The organism is Saccharothrix sp. 6-C (genome assembly GCF_016695385.1).
Classification (GTDB): Bacteria; Actinomycetota; Actinomycetes; order Mycobacteriales; family Pseudonocardiaceae; genus Actinosynnema; species Actinosynnema texasense.
The window spans coordinates 3272823-3295450 of the sequence record NZ_CP064192.1 but is presented as its reverse complement, the minus strand read 5'-3'; the positions used below and the strand labels follow the sequence as shown (position 1 = coordinate 3295450).

General features: G+C 73.0%; 17 protein-coding genes. 10 read left to right on the top strand and 7 right to left on the bottom strand.

Features of this window, described 5'->3' with window-relative positions; genetic code table 11:
• Positions 1 to 29: 29 nt before the first annotated feature.
• From IOD16_RS14240 to IOD16_RS14230, 4 genes are all read right to left on the bottom strand, one after another.
• A complete protein-coding gene (locus tag IOD16_RS14240) occupies positions 30 to 845 on the bottom strand; it encodes an alpha/beta fold hydrolase (protein WP_201440435.1) in 816 nt (271 codons plus the stop codon).
• Between the two features lie 10 nt (positions 846 to 855).
• Positions 856 to 1689, bottom strand: coding sequence for an alpha/beta fold hydrolase (locus tag IOD16_RS14235; RefSeq protein WP_201440434.1), 834 nt, complete (start codon positions 1687 to 1689; stop codon positions 856 to 858).
• An 80-nt stretch (positions 1690 to 1769) separates the two neighbouring features.
• Positions 1770 to 2495, bottom strand: coding sequence for a LuxR C-terminal-related transcriptional regulator (locus tag IOD16_RS41230; RefSeq protein ID WP_328809453.1), 726 nt, complete (start codon positions 2493 to 2495; stop codon positions 1770 to 1772).
• A gap of 69 nt (positions 2496 to 2564) precedes the next feature.
• Complete coding sequence (locus IOD16_RS14230; protein WP_328809452.1) at positions 2565 to 4517, bottom strand: ATP-binding protein; 1953 nt, start codon at positions 4515 to 4517, stop codon at positions 2565 to 2567.
• 562 nt (positions 4518 to 5079) lie between these two features.
• Here IOD16_RS14230 and IOD16_RS14225 point away from each other — a divergent pair.
• From IOD16_RS14225 to IOD16_RS14210, 4 genes are all read left to right on the top strand, one after another.
• Complete coding sequence (locus IOD16_RS14225; protein WP_201440433.1) at positions 5080 to 6666, top strand: S8 family serine peptidase; 1587 nt, start codon at positions 5080 to 5082, stop codon at positions 6664 to 6666.
• 330 nt (positions 6667 to 6996) lie between these two features.
• The gene (locus IOD16_RS14220; protein ID WP_201440432.1) at positions 6997 to 10158 is read left to right on the top strand and encodes a hypothetical protein; all 3162 of its coding nucleotides are present in this window, start codon (positions 6997 to 6999) and stop codon (positions 10156 to 10158) included.
• Positions 10142 to 11851: a hypothetical protein gene (locus tag IOD16_RS14215; RefSeq protein WP_201440431.1), complete on the top strand. Its 1710-nt coding sequence runs from the start codon at positions 10142 to 10144 to the stop codon at positions 11849 to 11851. The genes IOD16_RS14220 and IOD16_RS14215 overlap by 17 nt, the downstream gene beginning before the upstream one ends.
• A gap of 52 nt (positions 11852 to 11903) precedes the next feature.
• Positions 11904 to 13394: a hypothetical protein gene (locus tag IOD16_RS14210; protein ID WP_201440430.1), complete on the top strand. Its 1491-nt coding sequence runs from the start codon at positions 11904 to 11906 to the stop codon at positions 13392 to 13394.
• Positions 13395 to 13503: 109 nt separating this feature from the next.
• Here IOD16_RS14210 and IOD16_RS14205 read toward each other — a convergent pair whose 3' ends face one another.
• Together IOD16_RS14205 and IOD16_RS14200 are read right to left on the bottom strand one after the other, a co-directional pair.
• Entirely contained in the window at positions 13504 to 14013 is a 510-nt protein-coding gene (locus IOD16_RS14205) for a hypothetical protein (protein ID WP_148088641.1), read from the bottom strand.
• A gap of 258 nt (positions 14014 to 14271) precedes the next feature.
• Entirely contained in the window at positions 14272 to 14640 is a 369-nt protein-coding gene (locus IOD16_RS14200) for an anti-sigma factor antagonist (RefSeq protein WP_201440429.1), read from the bottom strand.
• 541 nt (positions 14641 to 15181) lie between these two features.
• Here IOD16_RS14200 and IOD16_RS14195 point away from each other — a divergent pair.
• The 6 genes from IOD16_RS14195 to IOD16_RS14170 are packed head-to-tail and all read left to right on the top strand — an operon-like array spanning position 15182 to position 21062.
• Positions 15182 to 16030, top strand: coding sequence for an STAS domain-containing protein (locus IOD16_RS14195; RefSeq protein WP_201440428.1), 849 nt, complete (start codon positions 15182 to 15184; stop codon positions 16028 to 16030).
• On the top strand, positions 16030 to 16395 hold the full coding sequence (locus IOD16_RS14190) for an STAS domain-containing protein (RefSeq protein ID WP_201440427.1): 366 nt from the start codon (positions 16030 to 16032) through the stop codon (positions 16393 to 16395). The genes IOD16_RS14195 and IOD16_RS14190 overlap by 1 nt, the downstream gene beginning before the upstream one ends.
• Positions 16392 to 16805 carry an ATP-binding protein gene (locus tag IOD16_RS14185; protein ID WP_201440426.1) on the top strand — a complete coding sequence of 138 codons (414 nt, stop codon included), beginning with the start codon at positions 16392 to 16394 and terminating at the stop codon, positions 16803 to 16805. The genes IOD16_RS14190 and IOD16_RS14185 overlap by 4 nt, the downstream gene beginning before the upstream one ends.
• Entirely contained in the window at positions 16802 to 17821 is a 1020-nt protein-coding gene (locus tag IOD16_RS14180) for an ATP-binding SpoIIE family protein phosphatase (protein ID WP_236594974.1), read from the top strand. The genes IOD16_RS14185 and IOD16_RS14180 overlap by 4 nt, the downstream gene beginning before the upstream one ends.
• The gene (locus tag IOD16_RS14175) at positions 17818 to 19539 is read left to right on the top strand and encodes a hybrid sensor histidine kinase/response regulator (protein WP_236594973.1); all 1722 of its coding nucleotides are present in this window, start codon (positions 17818 to 17820) and stop codon (positions 19537 to 19539) included. The genes IOD16_RS14180 and IOD16_RS14175 overlap by 4 nt, the downstream gene beginning before the upstream one ends.
• Positions 19536 to 21062 (top strand): fused response regulator/phosphatase, encoded by a 1527-nt coding sequence (locus tag IOD16_RS14170; protein WP_201440424.1) that lies wholly within the window; start codon positions 19536 to 19538, stop codon positions 21060 to 21062. Before IOD16_RS14175 ends, IOD16_RS14170 begins: the two co-directional genes overlap by 4 nt.
• 253 nt (positions 21063 to 21315) lie before the next feature.
• Here IOD16_RS14170 and IOD16_RS14165 read toward each other — a convergent pair whose 3' ends face one another.
• Entirely contained in the window at positions 21316 to 22518 is a 1203-nt protein-coding gene (locus IOD16_RS14165) for a putative glycoside hydrolase family 15 protein (RefSeq protein WP_201440423.1), read from the bottom strand.
• Between the last annotated feature and the right edge of the window lie 110 nt (positions 22519 to 22628).

The following is a 22628-nucleotide window of genomic DNA, read 5'->3' as shown; positions in this document are numbered from 1 at the left end:
CGGGGCCGGGGAGGGCCGGGTGGGGGGTGTCAGCCCGCGGCGCGGGCGATGAGCTTGACGACGGCGTCCGGGCGGGAGACCGCCACGGCGTGCGAAGCGCCCTCGACGGTCACGGTGGCGCGTGAGCCGGCCCGGTCGGCCATGAACTCCTGGGCCCGCGGCGGGATGTTCTTGTCGGCGCCGGCCAGCAGGAACCACGAGGGGATGCTCGTCCACGACGGGGCGCCGGACGCCTCGCCCAGAGCGGCGTCCCGGACGGGGCGCTGGGTGCTCGCCATGACGGCGGTCTCGCGCGCCGGGACGTCGGCGGCGAACTGCTGCCGGAAGAGCGACGGCTTGATGTAGAGGTCCTGCGAGCCGTCGGGCAGCGGCACCGGCGCCAGGGTCTCGCCCAGGGTGCTGCCGGGGTACTTCGCGGCGAGCTGTGCCGCGGCTTCACCTTCGGCGGGGGCGAAGGCGGCCACGTACACCAGCGCCTTCACCTTCGGCGCGCGGGCCTTCACGTTGGTGATGACCGCGCCGCCGTAGGAGTGGCCGACGAGCACCACGGGGCCGTCGATGCCGGCGAGACGCGCGTCGAGGGCGTCGGCGTCGGCGCGGACCCCGCGCAGCGGGTTGGCGACGGCGACGGCGGTGAAGCCCTGCCGTTGCAGGCGCTCGATGACGGGGGTCCAGCTGGAGCCGTCCGCGAACGCGCCGTGGACGAGGACGATCGTGGGCTTCTGCCCGGCTGTCGGGTGGGCGGCCACCGCGGTCGACGCGCCGAGACCGGCGACGACGACGGCGACGAGCACGGCCAGCAGAGCGGTGACGCGTGCGGTGACGCGGTGTGTGAGCGTGTGCATGTCCGGTTTCTCAGTCGGTGAGGAAGGCGAGCAGGGCGGCGTTGACCTCGGCCGTGTGGGTGAGCAGCAGGCCGTGCGGGGCGCCGTCGATCTCGACGTAGCGCGCGTCGGGCAGGCGGCGGCGGAACTCGCGGGCGGTGGCGTCGATCGGCAGGATGCGGTCGGCGGTGCCGTGCAGGATCAGCGCCGGCACGTCGATGCGCTCCACGTCGGCCCGGAAGTCCGTCAGCCACGTCGGGACGCACGCGTACGCCGCCACGGGGGCCGAGTCGACGGCGGTGGCCCAGTTCGCCCGGAGCGCCGCGTCGCTGAGCCGCGACCCGAGGTTCTCGTCGGTGTTGAAGAAGTCGACGAAGAAGTTCTCGTACCAGGCGTAGCGGTCGGCTTCGGCCTGCTCGGCGATGCCGTCGAACACCGACTGCGGCACGCCCGCGGGGTTGTCCTCCGCCTGCAGCAGGAACGGCTGGAGAGCGCCGAGGAAAGCCGCCTTCGCCACCCGCTCCGAACCGTAGGAGCCGAGGTAGCGGGCGACCTCGCCCGAGCCCATCGAGAAGCCGACGAGGACCACGTCACGCAGGTCGAGACGGGTCAGGACCTTGTCCAGGTCGCCGGCGAAGGTGTCGTAGTCGTAGCCCGTCATGGTCTTGCTCGACCGGCCGAAGCCCCGGCGGTCGTAGGTGATGACGCGGTACCCGGCCTCGACCAGCGCGGCGGTCTGCTTCTCCCACGACTGCCCGTCCAGCGGGTAGCCGTGGATCAGGACGACCGGCTGACCGGAGCCGTGGTCCTCGTAGTACAGCTCGACGTCGGTCGAGCCTTCGGTGCCGACGGTGATGGTTCCCATGGTGTGCCTTCCCTCCCGTCCGCGGTGCGCGGACCGGGTATGGCACGAACCTAGGGAGTGAGCAGGGCTGATCGCGTCCGTCAGACTACGTCTTCGTCGTACGTCATCGTGCTGCGCAGCACCGCCGCGAGCTCGCCGCGGGACGTCACGCCCAGCTTGGGGAACATCCGCTGGAGGTGGGTGCTCACCGTCCTGGGCGAGACGTACAGCCGCTCGCCGATCTCCCGGTTCGTCAGCCCCTGCGCGGCGAGCTGGGCGACGTGCAGCTCGGTCGACGTGAGCCGGTCGACGGCGGCCGGGTCCCGTCGAGGCGAGGACGCGCCCGCCGCGCGCAGCTCTTGGCGTGCCCGTTCCGCCCAGGCCGATGCGCCGAGCGCGTCGAAGACCTCGCGCGCGGCCTGCAGGACGACGCGGGACTCGGCGGGGCGCCGGTGACGCCGCAGCCACTCGCCCAGGGCGAGGTGCACCCGCGCCCGTTCGAACGGCCAGTCGACGGGAACGGCGTCGAGGGCCGCCCGGTAGAGCGGCTCGGCCGCGTGCGGCGGGCTGAGCAGGGCGCGGCCCAGGCGCAGCCCGCAGAGCAGGGCGGGCGACGGGGTCGGCTCTTCGAGCGGGGCCAGCTCCTCCAGGACGGCCCGCGCCGCCTCCGCGGACTCGCTGCGCACGGCCGCCTCGACCAGCTCGGCGACCCCGTAGAACCGCAGCCAGGGGTGGAACGCGGGGTCGGCCGGGTCGAAGACGCGGCGCAGGTGCCCGAAGGCGTCGCCGTAGCGCCCCTGGCACAGGGCCGCCTGCCCGCGGGCCATCTGCACGATGGCCAGCGCCGGGCGCGCGCCGTTGGGGAGGGCGGTGCGCTCCGCCTCCGCTGCCCACGCCTACGCCCGGGGGTCTCCGCAGACGGCGGCGAGCTGCGCTCGGATGGCGTGCACCATCGCGTGCACGAGAGGCTGGCCGGTCTCACGGGCCAGCTCGGCGGCCTCTTCGGCGGCGAGGTGACCGGCGCGCACGTCACCGAGCCGGGCGGCGCTCCCCGCCTGGACGCAGAGGGCGCGGGCCAGCATCGACAGGCGGCCCTGGGCGCGCAGGGCGTTCAGCGACCTCGCGGTCAGCCGGCCCGCCAGGGCCGGCGCGCCCACGGTCACCGCGGCACCGCCCAGGAGCTGATCGCCCTCGGCGTCCTCGGACGAACGCTCCAGCTGACCGGTCAGGGCGTCGAGGACGGCTCGACCGCGCTCGACCGGCGCGCAGTACGCCCGCAAGGCCACCAGGTCGGCGTTGTCCGCGTCCACGGGCATCCGGTCGACGGCGGCGGCGACCCGTCGGCGGGCGGCCGGCCCCGGCTCGCCCCAGAAGCAGTGCAGGACCGCGCCCCACAGCATGCGCAGCCCCAGCACGGGCTCGCCACCGGCGGTGATGCCGACGGCCAGCTCGGCCAGCTCGGCGGTCGCGGCCCCCTCCCCCTGGGCCGCCCCCTCGACCAGGGCGATGCCGACCCACGCCGCACGGCCCTGGTCGCGGGCCGAGAGGTCGAGCGAGCGAGCCTGGGCCAGCAGGTGCGCCGCGACGTCGCACTGGCCCGATTCCAGGGCCAGCTCGGCCGCGCGCAACAGCCGGTCCGCGCGGGCGGTCGGGTCCGCGGTCAGCTCCGCCGCTCGCCGCAGCGCGGCCAGGGCCGCGGCGACGCCACCGCGCCGCAGCGCCCTGTCGGCGGTGGAGTCGAGGTCCCGCGCCGCGTGCTCGTCGGGGCCGGCGGTGGCGGCGGCGCGGTGCCAGGCCTGCCGGTCGGGCTGCCCCTGGAGCTCGGCGGCGAGCGCGGCGTGCCCGGCCTGTCGTTCCGCGGCGGTCGCGGCGTGGTGCATCGCCGAGCGGACGAGCGGGTGCCGGAAGACCATCCCCCACGCCTGCACCAGGCCCGCCTCGACCGCCGGCCCCAGGGCGGCGACGTCGACCGCGGTCCCGAGCATCCGGGAGGCGGCGGCGAGGCACTCGTCCACCGTCCCGTCGCCGTTGAGGGCCGCGAGGAGCAGGACCGCCCGGGTGTCGACCGGGAGACGGGACACCCGTGCGGTGAAGGTCCGCTCCAGCCGTTCGGTCAGCGGCAGCGGACCCGGGGTGAGCGCGTACGCCCCACCGACCGCTTGCAGCGCGACGGGCAGCTCGGTCAACGCCAGCGGGTTCCCGGCCGCCTCCTCCAGCAGCCGCCGCCTGACCTGCTGCCCCAGGCCGGGCGCCACCACGTCCAGCAGCTCCCCCGACACCTCGTCGGTCAGCGGGTGCAGGCGCAGCACGGGCAGCCCGCCGCCGAGCCGGTCGTCGAGGCCGCGCGTGACCGCGACCAGGGCGAGGGGGTCGGACTCGATCCGCCGCGCGACGAACCCGAGCACGTCGAGGCTGGCCCGGTCCATCCAGTGGGCGTCCTCGACGACGACCAGCAGCGGCGCCTTCACCGCCGCGTCCGACAGCAGGGTCAGCGCGGCCAGGCCGACGAGGTAGAGGTCGGGCACGGCCTCGTCGTCGAGCCCGACGGCCGCGCGCAGCGCCGCGCGCTGCGGTCCGGGCAGGTCGTCGATGCCGTCCCGCAACTGGTGGACCAGCTGGTGCAGGCCGGCGTACGGCAAGTGCTCCTCCGACTGCACCCCCACCGCCGTGATGACGCGGGTCCCGCCGGACGCCGCCCGCTCCGCCGCCTCGGCGACCAGCGTCGACTTGCCGATCCCGGGTGCGCCGAGGACGACCACCGCGCCACCCGACCCGGAGGCGGCCTGCTCGACCAGGGCGGCCAGCGCGCGGCGCTCCTCCTCGCGACCCAGCAGCGCCCGTTGTCGCATGCCCCGCTCCGTCTCCTCCGTGCTGGTCCCGCTGCCCGCGTGGCCCCGCGTCCTCGCCTGACCGGGCGACCGCGGCTTCGGCTCCCGAAGGCCGGGAGGGGGCGTGACCTGCACGATGGCACGCGCGTCGCTTCGGGGGAAAGCGAGGGCTCCAGTGCCTGCACGCGTATTTGAGCACCACAGTGGACTTCCCGGGAAACTCGCCGCCCACGGAGGTGGTGCGCCTCACAACCCGGTGCGCTCGGTCGTCACGGCTGCCGTCAGGCGGTCGGCGGGCCCCACTGCCGGTCGGGGGCGCGACGCAGTCCCGCACCCGCGACCGGCGGCCGGATGTCCGGCGACGGCGAGACGGCCAAGGACTGGCGCACCGCCTCGATGCCCGCGTCCCAGTCGTCGACCGTCGCGGTTGATCTTAAGTATCCCTAGTTTGCGGCACCCGGATTGTTTACCGCGGTGTGGCACTTGATCGTGGGCGTCGAGCGGCCGTCAACGATCAAACCCTGCCCGACGGGCGCTCCTCCGGCTGGTGGTCCCGCCGGTGACGCACAATGGAGAAGCTCGTATGCGACAACGGAACACGAAGTCCGTCCCCCTGCGCGCGGCGGTCAGAGCGGTCGTGCTGCTCGCGGTCGCCGCCACCGGCGTCGTCACCGCGTCCGTCCCGGCGTCCGCCGAGAACGCGATCCTCGGCGCGAACGCCCAGGGCGCGGTCAAGGACCGCTACATCGTCAAGCTCAAGGACGTCCCCGGCGCCCTGCAGGCGGCCTCGGCCGACAAGGCCCGCCGCTACGGCGGCGAGCTGCGCCACCGCCTCGACCTCATCAACGGGTTCTCGGTCGTCATGACCGAGCAGCGGGCACGCCGGCTCGCCGCCGACCCCGAGGTCGCCTACGTCCAGCAGGCGCACCAGATGACGACCGCCGACACCCAGAGCAACCCGCCCAACTGGGGCGACGACCGCATCGACCAACGCGCCCTGCCGCTGAACAACGCCTACACCTATCCCGCCGACGCCGGCCAGGGCGCGCACGTGTACGTGCTCGACACCGGCATCAACGCCGGTCACACCGACTTCACCGGCCGCGTCTCGGCCGGCTACGACTTCGTCGACGGCGACGCGAACCCGGCCGACTGCCACGGTCACGGCACGCACGTCTCCGGCACCGCCGTCGGCACCCGCTACGGCGTGGCCAAGAAGGCGAAGGTCCACGCGGTGCGCGTGCTGGACTGCCAGGGTTCGGGCGCCAACGACGACATCATCGCGGGCATCAACTGGGTCCGGAACAACGCGGTCAAGCCCGCCGTGGTCAACTACAGCATCGGCTGCCGCCAGCGCTGCTCGGACCCGTCGCTGGACAACGCGGTGAAGGCGCTGATCACCGGCGGCGTGCAGTTCGTCATGGCGGCGGGCAACTCCACCGACGACGCGTGCGGCTACAGCCCGCAGTACGTCACCGCGGGCGTGACGGTCGGCAACAGCACCAGCTCCGACGCCCGGTCCGGCACCAGCAACTACGGTTCCTGCCTGGACGTCTGGGCTCCCGGCACGAACATCGTCTCGGCGTCGCACACCAGCACCACCGGGACCGCGACGATGACCGGCACCTCGATGGCGTCGCCCCACGTGGCCGGCGCGATGGCGGTCTACCTGTCGCTGAACCCCACCGCCACCCCGGCGCAGGCCCGCGACGCCCTGGTCACCAACGCCACCCCCGACAAGCTGACCGGCATCGGCTCGGGCTCCCCGAACCGCCTGCTCTACACCGGGTTCATGACCGGCGACCCCGGGCCCGGCCCGGACCCGACGGACTGCGCCGACACCAACGCCGGCAACGTCACGATCAGCGACCTCACCACCGTCGAGAGCCCCATCAGCCTGTCCTGCTCCGGGGCCGCGTCGGCCTCCAGCACGGTCCAGCTCGACATCAAGCACACCTTCCGCGGCGACCTGGTGATCGACCTGATCGCCCCGGACGGCAGCGCGTACCGGCTCAAGAACTCCAGCAGCACCGACAGCGCCGACAACGTCACCGGCACCGCCACCGTGAACCTCTCCGGCGAGGCCCGCAGCGGGACCTGGAAGCTGCGGGTGCGCGACGTCGCCGCCAACGACGTCGGCTACGTCGACTCGTGGACGCTGACCCTCTGACCCCGACCCCGCTCCTCAGGCCCTGACCCTCTGGTCCTGACCCCTGGCCCACCCGCCGGCGCCCCGGAACCACCGGGGCGCCGGTCCGCGTCCGGGGCGGCCCGCACCCGAGCCGGTGTGACCCAGGGCACGTATCAACGTGCCCTGTTCGGACTCGTGCCGGACGACTTGAGAAACGCTTGATGTTCAAAGCAAAGCCTATGGGTCGGATAATTGGATTGCCGGTCCGGCACGTATCCGACCCCGCTCACCGCACTCCTACCTGTAGCACTCGAACCCGCCCGGCCTGGGGGACGGGCGGAACTTCGAACGGCGAGGAATGTGGTTGTGATGACATCGACTCTCGTGACGGCGACGACCGCGGCGACGGGCGGTCACCCGGCGGTCAATTCCGACGGCGCCGCCCAGAACATTACGACGCCGACGAGACCCGGAATTCCGGAATGGGCCGCCTCGTCCCTGAGACGTGCTTATCCACACGGTTACGCGGGCCTGGAGAAAGCCATCGCCGACTCGTCTGCCGAGGCCGACCTGCCGAACGTGGCGGACGTCGAGGTCCACGCGGACCGGGTGCGGCTGAGCTGCCACCGGGGCGATGTGGTCGCGGAGGTCCCGTTCGACGTGAGCGGCGCCGCGCCGCACGGCGGGGTGGCCGACTTCGTGCTCGACCACGACCGCCAGGCGGTGTTCCTGTTCAGCGACCGCGACGAGCGCGGGGTGGCGGCGCCGGCGTGGCGGCAGCGCCTGTTCGACCTGCTGCGCCCCGGCTACTGGCTGGTCGAGGGCGCGGCCGAGCCCGGCTGCGCCCTGCTGCCCGGCGTGCCCGGGATCGGCGAGCTCCTGGCCGGGGTCCTGGGTCGGGAGGACGTGCGCGCCATCCACCCGTGGGTGCGCGCCGCGGCCGACGCGATGAGCCGGGAGCCGGGGACCGGCGGCGCGGAGTTCGCGCAGAACCTCCACCGCGCCTCCGTCGAACTGCGCCGCAGCGGGCTCGACCCCGAGCTGCAACGGGCGCTGGACGGCGCCGCGCGGACCGCCACCCGGCTGCGGCGCGGGGTCCAGCCGGTGCTGGCGATCCGCCGGACGTCGCGGCAGGCGGTCCTGCGCGGGCTCGACGCCGACGACGTCGACTCCCTGCGGGCGACCTTCGCCGACCCGGCGGTGTCCGGCCGGCTCGCGGCGGCCCACCCGGTGGACCCCGCCTTCGTCGCGAACGCGAGCGCGGCCGACCTGCTGGCGCTCGTGGACGAACTCCGGGAATGCGAGTTCTTCACCATTTTCCTGATGGACCGGATAGCGCCCCCCGACGGCGGCGCCACCAGGTCGCCGGCCGGCGTCGACCACGCCCCGGAGGCCATTCTGATCACCCCGGGCAGCCTCCGCGAAACCACGACCCTGGTGCGTTCCCTGTCGCGGGCCAACGCGTTCCTGTTCTCCCGCGAGCAGTCCCGCCGGATGATCGGCACGACGCGCGAGGGCCTGATCGGAATCGACCGCGGCCGGCAGGTGGTCGGTTTCTTCCCCGGCCTCGGCAGCCGGTCGTTCTACCGGGACCTCGGCCGGGGCCTGCTCGACTCGGGCATTCCCGAGGTGGTCGACGTCTACGAGCAGGGCGCGCGGGCGCTGGGCCTGCCGGGCCCGGAAGCGCTGCTGCTGGTCCCCGGGAACGTGCCGGGCGACCGGCTCGCCGCGCAGGGCTTCATCGGCGCCGCCTTCCTCGCGCACGGCCTCGCCCTCGACACCCACCTGCGCGTGACGGCGGCCAACGCCGGCGTGCCGTTGCGCATCGCCGGCTACACCGGTGAGAGCTTCGGCATCATCACGGCGGCGGTGGCCGCCGGCGCACTGTCCGTGGCCGACGGGACCAGGCTCGCGCACGCGTTCACCCCGCTGATGCTGACGGCCGCGGACGGCGCGGGCGACGACTCGCCGGCCGCCGAACTGGCCGCGTACCTGCCGGAGTCGCTGCGCGGTCGGCCCCTGGTGACCGAGCCGCACCACGTGATCGGGCTGCGCGGCGAGCCCGCGGCCCTCGCCGCGCTCCTGGCGGCGGTCGCCCGGGCGTTCCCGACCTCCGACGTCGAGGTGCACAAGCTCTACTCCCACCGCCAGACCAACGTCTACGTCCGCGCCGGCGCCAAGGACGCCTTCGACCGGTTCGCCGGGGGCTTCCCGGCCGTCGCGGTCGAGGAGCTGAAGCCGCCGACCACGTTCCTCGCCCACGCCGAGCGGATGACCGCCGCGCGCCACGCGTTCGAGCGGTTCATGACCGACCAGGGCGTCGTGTTCCGCAAGCCGCACGCACCGGTCGTGTCGAACAACAACTCCGGTTTGCTCACCACCGCGGCCGAGGTGCGCAACGGCGTCCTGGCGATCGTCGACGAGGTCATGGCGTCGCGCGCGACCGCGGAGACGCTGGACGCGCTGCGCCCGGACGCGGTCGTCGAACTCGGTCTGGGCGGCAAGTCGGTGCGCCTGCTGGTCGACAACGACCTCGACGTGCCGGTCACCTCCTACACCGGGACGGCGGGCGCCGCGGACCCGTTCCTGCGCGCGGTGCGGCTGACCGACACCCTGCTGGGGCAGTTGGCGGACCTGAGGACCGGCGCCGGCCGGATCACCGACCGGCACCACGACGCGCTGCGGGACGTCTTCCGCGCCGCCGGGGAGGACCGGTTCTGCGAGCGGTACCTGTACCGCACCATCGGTCGCGTCGTCACCGACGACGCGGCCCGCCACGACCGGTCCGCGTCGCCCGCCTTCCACGAGCTGCTGGAGACGCTCCAGCACACCTGCAACTACCGCGATCACGTCGACGTCGAGGCGGGCGAGCTCGTGCTCCAGGCCCGGCTGAGGAAGCGGATCGTCGGCGCGGCCGAGGACCTCGGCCAGGTGTACGCCGAGCTGAAGGTGCTCGACGCGGCCGGGGTCGTCGGCAACCGGAGCCTCACCCGCGTCGAGCAGCACGAGGTGGTCGTGGTCCACTTCGACCACCTGCCCGGCCTCGACTACGCCGACCTGGCGGCCAACACCCGGCTGCTGCTCGACACGCAGCCGCTGGCACGGCAGATCTACGACCAGGTGTTCGACAGCCTCGGCGTCGCCGACGACGGGTTCCTGACCCTGCCCGGCGTCACCACCCCGACCGTCGACCAGCTCGCCCTCGGCTACCTGGTCTACCAGTACACCCTGTTCCGGCTGCTGCGCCTGCACCGGCCCGCCGCGTTCCTGCACGACCACTACCTCGCGGGCAGCGACCCGATGGGCTGGCTGGTCGCGCTGGCCGCGTCCGGCGCGGCGGCGCTGCCGGACGTCGTGCGGCTCTACGCCGCCTACCTGCGCTCCGGCACGGGCACCGAGGAAGCGGAGGCCGCCCTGGACCGGGTGCTGGCCTCGCTGCGGACCCCCGAGGTCCCGGTCCTCTCGTCGGCGGGCACCCCACTTCAGGCCAAGATCGATCTGGAGGCAACGACCCGTGTCGTCTTCGCTTAGCACCCTCGACTCCCCCGCCCGCCGGATCCAGCTCAACGGCAACTGCCAGATCCTGTCCCTGGGCTCGACGCTCGACGCCGCGCACTTCGACACCGGCCCGTTCCGGGCGGACGTCATCGCGGTGCGGTCGCCGGCCGACATCTGGCGCAAGCGGGCCAACCCCGCCCTGGACGACTTCGAGACGCGGTCGACGCTGTCGCTGACCGCCGAGTACCTCGAGGTGCTGCGCCACGCGCGTGGCCGCAACCTGCTCAGCAGCGCGGTCTACGCCTACGTCGACAGCGGCGAGGAGGTCGTCGGCTTCGGCAAGGGCGGCAGCGAGTCCATGACCATCTTCGTCAGGAAGGAGGGCGACGAGCGCATCCACGTCCGCAAGATCCTCAGCGAGGCCCTGACCACCGCCCGGTGGAACCGCGACGGCGAAGGCGTGATGCTGCCGCCGTTCGCCAAGGCGCGCAACCAGGCGGAGTACCTCAAGGCCCTGCCCGAGTCGGTGCGCCCGTACTTCCCCCAGGCCTTCGCGAGCCTGGAGCGGGAGATCGGCGTCCCGGAGCACCTCCGGCAGGACGAGCGGACCGCGCACAAGGAGGTCATCTACGAGATGAGCTACGTGCCGGGCCAGGAGGTCAGCCGGTTCGTGGCCGAGCACTGCCCGCCGCCCGCCGTGGTCGCCCGCCTGTACACGGTGGTCCTGAAGGTCCTCAACGACGAGGTGCACTCGGTCAACCGCGTCGCCGCGCCCGGCCGGACGCTGGAGGTCTCCTACTTCCGCAAGATCGAGGACCGGCTGGACCTGTGCCGCCGCACCGCGCCGAACACGTTCGACGAGCACCTGCTCGACACCGAGCGGATCGTGGTCGACGGGGTGTCCTACCTGAACTCCTCGGCCCTGCTGAGGCGCTTCCGCGCCGACCCGGCGTTCCTCGACGTCCTGGAGCCGCGGGTGCACTCCCTGGTCATGGGCGACACGAACACCGAGAACATCAAGATCACCGACACCGGCCCGCTGCTGCGGGCGCAACGCCTGATCGAGTCCGGCGCCCCGGCCGACGAGGTCGACGCGGCGCTGGCCGGCGTCACCGCCGCGTCGCTGGGCATCAGGTTCCTCGACCCGAGGGCGATCGGCTTCCGCAGCACGGGCGCCGACACCAGCGACGACCCGATGTACGACAACAAGCCCTGGCACAACTCCATCGGCCACTACGACGAGCTGCACCACGAGCACTTCACGCTGCGGGTCCGGTGCGGTCCCGGGCGCACGCCCCGCGTCGACGTCGAGTTCACCGAGGACAACCCGTACCGGCGGGCGTACCGCGTGCGTGACGTGGCGGTCGACGGCGGACCGGTCCACCCGGACGCGCCCCGGGGCGTGGAGGACCACTTCGCCCAGATCATGACCGAGGTGTACGGCCTGGACGACCCGGACTCGCCGCACCTGCGCGACGACCCGTACTGGCTGATCCGGTTCGCCTTCGTCATGGGCACCCACTTCACCGCGATGCCGCCGTTCCACTTCCAGGCGGAGCTGGGCGGCACCCTGGTCGACAACCACCAGTCGCAGCGGCGGCCGGTGGCCATCTACTGCGAGGGCGTCAAGTGGCTCAACTGGGCCCTGGAGATGCTGGAGGGTCGCCGCACCGAGTTCCTCGGCCTGCCGGTCCCGCCGCTGCCCGGCCGCACCGCCGCCGCGTAGCCCCGCCCACCCGCGACCCGACATCGACCGACCACCAAGGACTGAGAGAACCATGGCCACCACCGCTTCCCGCACCCTCCCCGTCTCCGGGCTGACGGACCTGTCGAACGAGTCCCGCATGATCACCGCGCCGTGGAGCCGCATGATCCGCGCCCTGGGGCTCGGCCAGTACCCCGTCGACCACGACCCCGCGGTCGCCGGGCACATCGGCGACGCGCTCGACCGGCTGGCCGGGAAGGTCCTGCCGTCCAACGCCTACGCGTTGTTCTGCCGGGACCTGGGCCACTTCGTGCTGAAGGTCAACGACCCCGCGCGCGACCGCACGTGGGTCGAGCAAGCCGTCGAACCGCTGCTCGACGCGGCCCGCGCCGAGCGCAACCCCTACTACCGGGCGCTGGCGGGCTGCCTCGTCATGGACTCGTTCGCCAAGCTGGGCCTCGACGTGTCCTTGCTGGTCGACGACCGGGGTGACTTCCCGGCCGAGGTGCTCGACACGCTCGACGCGATCGCGCCGGACCAGATCCCCGACGAGAACCGCGGCCGGCACGGCGACTACGAGCGGCTGTCCGCCAGCTCGGCGGTGTTCCTCGCGCTCGGGCAGATCGGCTTGCGGGAGCGGCTGGTCACCCCCGAGCGCAACCGCGTCGTGGAGGCGCTGGACCTGCTGGAGAACATCCCGGCGCCCTACTTCCGCGGCCGGTCCGGCTCGATGTTCATGTCCGTGCTGTCGCTGCTGGGCTACGACGAGTACATCTTCGACGGCGAGCGCGACTACATGCGGGAGACCCTGCGCTACATGGCGCGCGCCGACGAGATCGGGATCTTCCCGTCGTTCCCGGAGGAGCTGCCGGTCGCCTGGTCGAAGGTCTACCCCCTGCTGTGCATGCTCAACGCGATCGCCATGAGCGGCCGCGCCGAGTACCTGACCGACCCGGTCGACTGGCTGGCCGAGGCCAAGGAGCTGTTGGCGCAGGTGCCGTGGAGCGACCGCGTCCACATGAGCCAGTACTACATCGTCGGCCTGCACAACCTGGGCCGGCTGGACGACCAGCTCCCCGACCTGGACGGGTACGTGGAGGAGATCGCGGCCGTGCTGGACCAGGTCGACCCGGGCGCCAACTTCTTCCCCAACGGCATCGCCTACCCCTACATCGTCGAGGTGGCCATGCAGACCGGGCGGATGGACCTCATCCCCGAGGAGGCGCTGCACAAGATGGTCGACTCCTTCACCGACCTCGACAGCACCCCGGCCAACCGCGCCAACCGCGGCTTCCCGGTCAGCTACGTGCTCAACGTGCTCGGCGAGATCGACGCCCCCGAGCTGATCTTCGAGCCGCGCGAGCACTACCGCGGCAGCTCGGCGATCGACTGGGTCGTCGACAACATGTCCGAGGGCGCGACGGAGGAAGGGCTGCGCCTGTACATGATCCCGCACGCGCTGATCAGCTACGCCCTCCGCCTGCGGGGCGCGGACGCGCCGGAGACCGCCCTGTTCCGCGACTTCCGGTTCCGCCTGGCCGCCGACGGGGACCGGTCGGCCTGACCGGCCTCCGCCGCGGCGGAGCCACCCTCCGCGGCGCCCGACACCGGCGCGGAGGGTGGTCCGGGTCGGCCCGGGACCAGGGACCCGCCACCAGCGGGCGGGGCCCCGGTCAGAGGGAAACGGCGGCGCTGTAGATCTGCGGGATCTGGGTCACCGTGTTGTCGGGCCAGAGGACGGCGCCGAGGGTGCCGCTCTCGTAGCTCCCCGACGCGTGGGGCGACTTGGACGGCAGCGCGTTGGCGAACGTCGTGGAGAACCGGTCGCTGTCGGTGGAGGCCACGAGGTAGCCGTTGCGGTAGAGGCCCGTCGCGATGTAGATCTCGGGCATCACGTGGGTGCAGGTCAAGCTGCCGAACGCTTGCTCGCCGCCGCCCGAGCCCCCGTACCAGCGGTTGGGGACCGTCGCGCTCAACGTGCAGGACCAAGCGCCGTTGGAGACGGTCGACGTGGTCCGCGAGGAGACGTCCGGCACGGTCGCGGACAACGTCGGCGCGGTGAGACCGGACGCCTCGGCGCCGGCGTGCGCGACCGGACCGGCCACCACCAGCGCGGCGATCGCGAACGCGGCGACGGCGATCCGACCCAGCCGCGAATGCACCTGCCACTCATTGTGTCTCATGCAGGTCCTCGATTTCGGGAGAAATCCACGAGCAGTTCGTGGGGCACTCAAGCTAGCCGCGCGCCAATCCGGCTGTAAATGCGTCCACCGAGTGACGGCCATTCAGTCCGCACCCACCGGACAAGCGCTGTTCGACCATCCAGCGAACCGGAGTGCGACGAACACCGGACGGCCTGTCCGCACAAATCGCACCCGAGGCGCGGGCGGCACTCGGGCCGCGGTCCGCCGGCCGCGCGTGACCGCCGGCCGACGCGTGGCTCAGGTGGCCGCCAGCGCGGCGTCCACCGTCGAGTGAACCATCAGCAAGTCGCCCAGACCGGTGACCCTGACCGACCGCATGGCAGGTGCGGTGGCGGGCGCGACGACGCTCAGCCGAACCTCGGGAACGGCCTCGTCGTGAGCCGCGATCAGCGCCGCCAGCCCCGCCGACGCCAGCAGGTCGACGTCGCGGAGGTCCACCACGACCACCGCGGGCCGCTCCCGCAGCACGTCGGCGAGCGCTTCGCGCAACCGGGGCGCGGTGCTCTGGTCGACCTCGCCGGACACCGTCGCCACCACCGCGTCGTCGTGGCGGCGGACGATCACGGCGAACGGCCGGGGCGCGGAGGAAGGCGTTGCCGCGGGCACGTCCTGCACACCTCCCGTTCCGGCTGCGCGGCCGGACCGTGCGGTGCGACCGGCTCCATCGTCGTACGGCGGCCCGGACCGCGCCACGCGACGCCGCGGCCAGGGCTCGACGCGGACCGGGGCGGGCCGCGGGTGGGCCGCGTCGGGGGTCGGATCACGAGAGGGCGCGGTCGAGCGAATTGCCGGACGGCGACGGCGCCGGCGGACCCCGTCGACCCCGAGACCGGAGTCCGGCCATTTTATTCGCACCGAGGAACGAATGAAGGGGGACTCGTCGTCCCGCAGCGGGGCCGATAGAGGTATTCCGCCGTAAAGCGGAGAAGGATTCCCCGGGGCGGTGACCTCGTCCGGTGGCGACGAGTTTCGACGGCGACGCGCCACCGGCCGGGTGCGTCCCCTGATCGGTGACGAACGCCACGGCCGGGTCGGGGTTGCCGCCGACCCCCGCCGATCACGCTCCCCCTGCCCCACCTCCGAACCCCGAAGTGGCGGTTCGAGCGGTTACTGTCTCGGACGACAGCGGTTCCGAGGAGGTTCGCGGGTGGTTGGGGAAAACGAGGGCAGGCTCGCTGCCGTGCTGCGCGAGCAGCAGGACGGCGTGGTCGAGTCCTGGGTTCGGGCCGTTGCGGAGTCCGTGCGGGGCAGGATGACCGCCGCGGAGTTGGAGCGGGAGTTCCGGGAGTTGTACGTCGCGCTGCTGCCGCTCATCGGCTCGGGCGGCGCCGCCTTCGCCGACCGGCGGTTCGGCGAGGTGCGGTCGCTGCTGGTCGACATGTCCCGGGCGCGGGCGCGCGGCGGGTACACGCCGTCGGAGACCGCCTCCAGCGTGTTCGCGCTCAAGCGGGTGGTGTTCGAGCTGGTCGGGCAGGACGACGACCCGGCCCTGTTCCGGGAGGTCCTGGACTTCGCCTCGCTGATGGACGCGCTGGGGCTGATCACGTTCGAGACCTTCACCGCCGCCCGCGAGGAGATCATCTCCGAGCAGGCGGAGCAGCTGCTCGAGCTGACGACCCCCGTGGTGAAGCTGTGGGAGGGCGTGCTCGCGGTGCCGCTGATCGGCACCCTCGACTCCGAGCGCACGCAGGTGGTGATGGAGAAGCTGCTGCAGAGCCTGGTCGACACCGGCGCCGAGCACGCGATCATCGACATCACCGGCGTGCTGGCCGTGGACACCCAGGTGGCGCAGCACCTGCTCAAGACCGCGTTCGCGGCCCGCCTGATGGGCGCGGAGTGCACGATCTCGGGCATCCGGCCGCAGATCGCCCAGACCATCGTGGCGCTGGGCATCGAGTTCGGCGACATCACGACGAAGGCGACCCTGGCCGACGCGCTGCGGCACGCCCTGCACAGCCAGGGCGTCGACGTCGTCAGCGCCGGCGGGGTCCGCTGATGGAACGCGTTCCCATCCTGGAGATCGGCGGCGTGCTGCTGGTCTCCATCCAGATCGACCTGCAGGACCAGACCGTGCTGGCCCTGCAGGAGGACCTGGCGCAGCGGATCTCCGACTCGGGCGCGCACGGCGTGGTGATCGACATCTCCGGGGTGGAGATCGTCGACTCCTTCATCGGCCGGATGTTCGCCACGATCGCCTCGCTGTCCCGGCTGTTCGACGCGACCACGGTCGTGGTCGGGATGCGCCCGGCGGTGGCCATCACGCTGGTGGAGCTGGGGCTCACCCTCGGTGACGTTCGCACGGCGCTGAACCTGGAACGCGGCTTGAAGATCCTCGGCGAACAGCGCCGGGGCGCGTGGTGACCACCGCCGCCGGCGAACCGGAGGAGTTGCCCATCACGGGCGACGACGACGTGGTGCGGGTGCGCCAGCTCGTGCGCGGGTACGCGCAGCGGGTGAAGCTGTCCCTGGTCAACCAGACCAAGCTGGTCACCGCGGCCAGTGAGCTGGCCCGCAACACGCTGGTCTACGGCGGTGGCGGCGTGGCCCGCGTCCAGGTCGTCACCGACGGCCGCAAGGAGGGGGTGCGCGTGGTCTTCCACGACGACGGGCCCGGCATCCCCGACCTCACCCTGGCGCTGGCCGACGGCTGGAGCAGCGGCAGCGGCATGGGGCTGGGGCTGAGCGGCTCCCGGCGGCTGGTCGACGAGTTCGACCTGGACACCGAGGTCGGCCGCGGCACGACGGTGACGGTCGTCAAGTGGCGGGGGTGACACCACCCGTGGCGGTCGCGGAGGACGTCGCCTGGCTGCGCGTGGACGACCCCGCCCACGTCGGCCGGGCCCGCCGGGCCGCGACCGGGCTCGCCGAGCAGCTGGTGTTCGACGAGTCGCGCGTCGCCGAGGTCGGGCTGGCCGTCACCGAGATCGCCGCCAACCTGCACAAGCACGCCGGCGAGGGCCACGTGCTGGTGCGGGCGCTGCGCGCGGGCGACCGGGCGGCGGTCGAGGTGGTCGCCTTCGACACGGGCCCGGGAATCGCCGACACCGCGCTCGCGATGCTCGACGGCCAGTCGACCGCGGGCACCCTCGGCATCGGGCTCGGCGTGGTGGCCCGCAGCGCCGACCACTTCGACCTGTCGTCCCGGCGCGGCCGGGGCACCGTCCTGACCGCCCGCTTCCACGCGGGGACGCGGGGCGTGCCCGCGTTCGCCGCCGATCCCACCGTCACCGGCCTGACGCGACCGCTCGCCGGCGAACAGGCCTGCGGCGACGCCTACGCCGTGCGCCGGACCGCCGACGGGCGGCTGTGGCTGATGATGTGCGACGGCTCCGGTCACGGCCCGCTGGCCGCGACGGCGTCGCGCACCGCGGTCCGCACGTTCGCCGAGGACGAGCCGACCTCGCCCGAGGCGGTCGTCGCCAAGCTGCACGTCGCGCTGCGCGGCACCCGCGGCGGTGCGGTCGCGGCGGCCGTGCTCGACCCGGCGCGCGGCGCGGTCCGCTTCGCCGGGCTGGGCAACATCGCGGGCGCGGTGCTGACGGAGGGCCACAAGCGCTCGATGGTGTCGGTGCCGGGCATCGCGGGCTTCCAGGCGCGGACGATCAAGGCGTTCGACTACGAGCTGCCGCCGGGCGCGCGGGTCGTCCTGCACTCCGACGGCCTGACCGAGCGCTGGTCGTCCGAGGACGTCGCCGACATCGCCTCGCCGCTGCTGCTGGCCGCCACGCTGGTGCGCGACGCGGGTGTGCGCAGGGACGACGCCGGCGTCCTGGTGGCGATCCCGTGACCTCGTACGACGAGCTGCTGCTCCGGTTCACCGTGGCCCGCGAGTCGGACGTGTTCCTGCTGCGCCAGTGCGGGCGCGAGGTGGCGATGACCGTCGGTCTGGAGCCGCAGGACCAGATCCGGGTGGCGACCGCGCTCAGCGACGTGGGCCGGGAGCTGCTGGCGGTCCGGCCGTCCACGCGGCTGGTGTTCGGGCTGCGGCACCGCCCGGAGCCCGTGCTGGTCATCACCGTGGACGCGGCGGCGGGGACCGGCCCCGGCTGGGACACCGCCCGCCGGCTGCTGGACGAGGTCGCCGAGTCCGGCGGGCAGGTCGAGCTGGTGAAGACGCTGCCGCGCCGCGCCCGGCCCGACCCCGAGCAGCTGGCCCACCTGCGCGGCATGTTGGCGCTGCCCGAGGCCGACGTGCTGGAGCAGCTGCGGGCGCAGAACCAGGACCTGATGGAGACCCTGGAGTCGCTGGAGGCGCGGCGCCGGGAGCTGCTGCGCCTCAACGAGGAGCTGGAGGAGACCAACCAGGGCGTGATGGCGCTGCACAAGGAGCTGTCCGAGGAGCTGGAGCAGACCAACCTGGGGGTCGTCGCGTTCTACACCGAGCTGGAGGAGAAGTCGAACCAGCTCCGCGAGGCCGCCGAGGCGCGCACCCGCTTCTGGTCCAACATCAGCCACGAGCTGCGTTCGCCGGTGAACTCGGTGATCGGGCTCTCCCGGCTGCTGACCGCGCCCGACAGCGATCCGCTCACCGAGGAGCAGCGCCGCCAGATCGAGCTGATCCGCGCCGCCGGCTCCACCCTGCTCGCCCTGGTCAACGAGCTGCTGGACACCGCGAAAGCCGAGTCGGGCAGCCTCAAGCCCAAGTTCGCGCCGGTCGACCTGCCGCTGGTGCTGGCGCAGCTGCAGGGCGCGTCCCGCCCGATGATCCGCACCGACCGGGTCGACCTGGTCTTCGACCCGCCGCCGGCGGGGGTGGAGCTGGTCTCCGACGAGGTGATGCTGCTGCGGGTGCTGCGCAACCTGCTGTCCAACGCGCTGAAGTTCACCGAGCGCGGCGCCGTCCGGCTGACCGTGGGCGCCGCTGACGACGACGAGATCCGGTTCACCGTGACCGACACCGGCATCGGCATCGCGCCGCAGGAGCAGCACCGCATCTTCGAGGAGTTCTACCAGGTGCCCGGCCGGCTCCAGGTCGGCGTCGCCGGCACCGGCCTCGGGCTGCCGTACGCGCGCCGCCTCGCGCGCCTGCTCGGCGGCGACATCGTGCTGCGCAGCGCCCTCGGCGAAGGCACGGAGGTGACGCTGCGGCTGCCCCGCTCGGAGACCGACATCCTCACCACCGGCACCACGCTCGTCGTCGAGCCCGACGACGCGGTGCGGGCGCGGGTGGCGATCTCGCTCGACGGCCTGGCCGACACCGTGCTGCAGGTGAAGGACGGGCGGGAGGCGCTGGAGCGGCTGCGCGCCGGGCGGCCCGACGTGCTGGTGCTGGCGGCGGACGTGCCGCGGGTCGGAGGCCGGGAGATCCTGTCGTTCGTGCGGGCCGACGAGGCGTTGCGGGCGGTGCCCGTGATCGTCGTGACCGCCGACGCCGACCCGGACCTGGAGCGCGTCGTGGCCGGCCTGTCCGCGGTGCTGCTCAACGCGGCCACGATCACCCCCTCGGTCCTGCGCCGGGCGTTGCGCGACGCGGTCCGGCTCGTGCGGACCAAGGAGGCCCGATGACGCCGGACGGCGCGCACGTGCTGGTCGTGGACGACATCGAGGCCAGCCGCTACGTGCGGACGAGCTGGCTGCGCCGCGGCGGGCACCGGGTGACCGAGGCGGTCACCGGCGGCGAGGCGCTGGACCTGCTGGCGGCGCAGGAGTTCGACATCGTGGTGCTCGACGTCGACCTGCCCGACATCAACGGCTTCGACGTCGCCGAGCGCATCAAGGGCGACCCGCGCACCGCGGCGATCCCGGTCGTGCACGTCTCCGCGGCGTTCCGCGAGGCCGAGGACCGCATCACCGGCCTCAACCGCGGCGCGGACGCCTACCTCACCGAGCCCGTGGACGCCGGTGAGCTGATGGCCACGGTCGAGGCCGCCCTGCGCTACTACCGGGCACGCACGCTCGCCGAACGCCTGGCCGACCGGCTCGCGAAGCTCACCGCCGGGACGATGGCCATCAACGCCGCCACGGAGTTCGACGCCCTCGCGGCCGAGGCGGCCCGGGCCACCGCCACCGTCCTCGCCGCCTCCGCCACGGCCATCGGCCCGACCGCGGACGGCGGCCGGTGGATCGCCCGCGCCACCGTCGACGGCGCGGTGGCCCTCGCGCGGGCCACCGAGTTCGACGAGCCGCCCGGCGGACTGTCCGCCGTGGCCGACCCGCCGTGGAACCCGGGCACCCCGGCCTCGGTGGTCGTGGCCCGGGGCGCCCCGACGCGCCCGGCCGTGCTGCTCGCGGTCGCCCCGGAGGCCGTGGCCACCGACGAGGACCGCAACCTGCTGGTGCAGCTCGCGCAGGCCACCGCGCTGGCCGCCGAAGGGCTGTGGGCCTACGTCGAGGAGCACAAGCTCGCTCTCGTGCTCCAGCGCAGCCTGCTGCCCCGCGAGCTGCCCGTCGTGCCGTCGCTGCCGATGGCCGCCCGCTACCAGCCCGCCTCCGCCCACGCCGAGATCGGCGGCGACTTCTACGAGGTCACCCGCCTGGGTGACCGGCTGCTCATCGCCATCGGTGACGTGTGCGGCCACTCCATCGCCGCGGCGACCATCATGGGCGAGGTCCGCCACGCCCTGCGCGCCTACGCCGTGGAGGAGGAGGACCCCGCGCGGATCCTGCGCAAGCTGGACGCGATGCTGTCCCGCTTCCACTCCACCAAGGGCTTGACCACCATGTGCCTGCTGCTGGTCGACCCGGCGGACGGGTCCACCGCCGTGGCCAACGCGGGCCACGTCCCGCCGCTGGTCGCCCACCGGGCCGGCACCGACTACCTCCCGGTCCACGGCCCCCTGCTCGGCATCGGCCTGCCGCGCCCGCCGTCGACCCACCTGGTCCTGCCGCCGGGGGCGCTGGTCCTGCTCACCACCGACGGCCTGGTGGAGCACACGGGCGCGGACCTCGACGAGGGCATGGACCTGCTGCGGGACGCCGTGCGGCCCGACGCCGACATGGACGCCCTGTGCGACGACCTGCTGGAGCGCTTCGGCCGCGACAAGAAGGACGACATCGCCCTGTTCGCCTTCCGCCGGCCGGAACTCTGACCACCTCGTCGACCGGCCGCCCGCGGTGGGCGGCACTACCGTCACCGGTCGCGCACGGGTGCGCCATGATTTTTTCCCAGTTGACCGAATGGTCTCCGCCAATGGAGACGAACTATTTCACGTCTTCTTCGTGACGGTGCCGGGCGTGGCTGTGTTGCCCGACGAGTGAGGGACACCGGGCTCGGAGGTTCCGCGGCGGTTCGCAATCGGTCGCCCTGCGGGGTGTTCGAGCCCGGTGTCTTGTCGTCTCGGGTCAGCAGGGTTTGCGGAGGATGGCGCCGGTGGTGCCGGCCAGGGAGACCTGGTCGACGGTGGTGCCGCGTTCGGTGAGGTGTGCTTCGTCCAGGGGGACGGTGACGGATTTGGTGTCGGTGCGGTTGGCGTTGACGACCACGGTGCCGCAGGTGAACTCGCGGAGGTGGATGTTGGTGCCGACGGTTTTGTGGGGGCCGGTCGGGGTGCCGAGGTCCCAGTCGTACTCGGTGCGCCAGGGGGTGGGGTCGCCGTAGCCGTCGGTCTGGTCGATGCTCGCGATGGCGGCGTGGTCGCCGGCCGCGAGGAGGTAGCTGGCCAGGGCGAAGCGGTAGGGGCGGTCCGCGCCCTGGGTGTGGTGGGGCTGGACCCAGGTGATCTTGCCCTTGGCCTCGTTCGCGGTGATCTCGGCGACCTGCCTGCTCCAGCCCTCGGGGTACTCGGAGAGCAGGTCGGTGTCGTCGAAGGTCAGCCACCACTCGTCGAAGCCGCCGTCGAGGTGCTCGGTGTAGGCGTCCCAGGCGCCGGCGTGCAGCCGGGCGTTGGACAGGTTGGCGACGGTCTTCAGGCCGGCGGCGACGAAGTCGTCACGGGTGTTCGCGAGCATCGACCGGTAGGCGTCCTGCATCGCCGCGTCGGTCGGGTACTTCGCCGGGCACACGCCCTTGTGGTAGGCGTCGCACGGGAACAGGGCGTTGTCCATGAACACGCCGTCGAACCCCGACTCGGTGCTGCGGTCGATCACGTTCGCCGCCCACGCCTGTTGGTAGCCGGTGTCGCCGACGTCCATCTGCCAGTGCCCGGAATAGCCGCTGTACTCGAACCTGCGGCCGTCCGGGTCGAGCAGGAACCACTCGGGATGGTCCTTTTCCGCCTGGCAGTAACCGACCCCGGTCGGCAACTGCGCGTCGTCCACCCCGTCACGGCACGCATATGACCGCGTGGACGACAAATCCTTGTACACGAACACCTGGACGGCCGGGTTCGCCGCCTTCAGCTTCGGGACCAACGCGCCTTCCCACGCGTTCAACACGATGTACGCGCGCCGCCGCGCCTCGGTGGCCAGCACCTCGTCGGAGACGGGCGTGCTGTTCATGTGGAGCCAGAAGGACTGCACGGTGCCACCTCCGTCCACGGCGGACCGGTCGGCGGCGCTGGTCGCGCCGGCCGGTGCGATCGCGGTCGCCGCCAAGAGGCAGGCCACGACCGGTAGCAGTATGCGGACTCGGCGGCGGCGCGCAAGGCGGCGGCGGACGCGGTCACGGTGATCGGGCAGGGACATGCCGAACTCCCCGGATTGCGGCAGGCGTCACC

Bases quoted from the DNA above. Each gene is read 5' to 3' on its own strand.
- IOD16_RS14235 (WP_201440434.1), bottom strand. From the start codon at position 1,689: ATGGGAACCATCACCGTCGGCACCGAAGGCTCGACCGACGTCGAGCTG.
- IOD16_RS14220 (WP_201440432.1), top strand. From the start codon at position 6,997: ATGACATCGACTCTCGTGACGGCGACGACCGCGGCGACGGGCGGTCAC.
- IOD16_RS14230 (WP_328809452.1), bottom strand. From the start codon at position 4,517: ATGCGACAACGGGCGCTGCTGGGTCGCGAGGAGGAGCGCCGCGCGCTG.
- IOD16_RS14170 (WP_201440424.1), top strand. From the start codon at position 19,536: ATGACGCCGGACGGCGCGCACGTGCTGGTCGTGGACGACATCGAGGCC.
- IOD16_RS14190 (WP_201440427.1), top strand. From the start codon at position 16,030: ATGGAACGCGTTCCCATCCTGGAGATCGGCGGCGTGCTGCTGGTCTCC.
- IOD16_RS41230 (WP_328809453.1), bottom strand. From the start codon at position 2,495: ATGGCCCGCGGGCAGGCGGCCCTGTGCCAGGGGCGCTACGGCGACGCC.
- IOD16_RS14240 (WP_201440435.1), bottom strand. From the start codon at position 845: ATGCACACGCTCACACACCGCGTCACCGCACGCGTCACCGCTCTGCTG.
- IOD16_RS14205 (WP_148088641.1), bottom strand. From the start codon at position 14,013: ATGAGACACAATGAGTGGCAGGTGCATTCGCGGCTGGGTCGGATCGCC.
- IOD16_RS14210 (WP_201440430.1), top strand. From the start codon at position 11,904: ATGGCCACCACCGCTTCCCGCACCCTCCCCGTCTCCGGGCTGACGGAC.
- IOD16_RS14225 (WP_201440433.1), top strand. From the start codon at position 5,080: ATGCGACAACGGAACACGAAGTCCGTCCCCCTGCGCGCGGCGGTCAGA.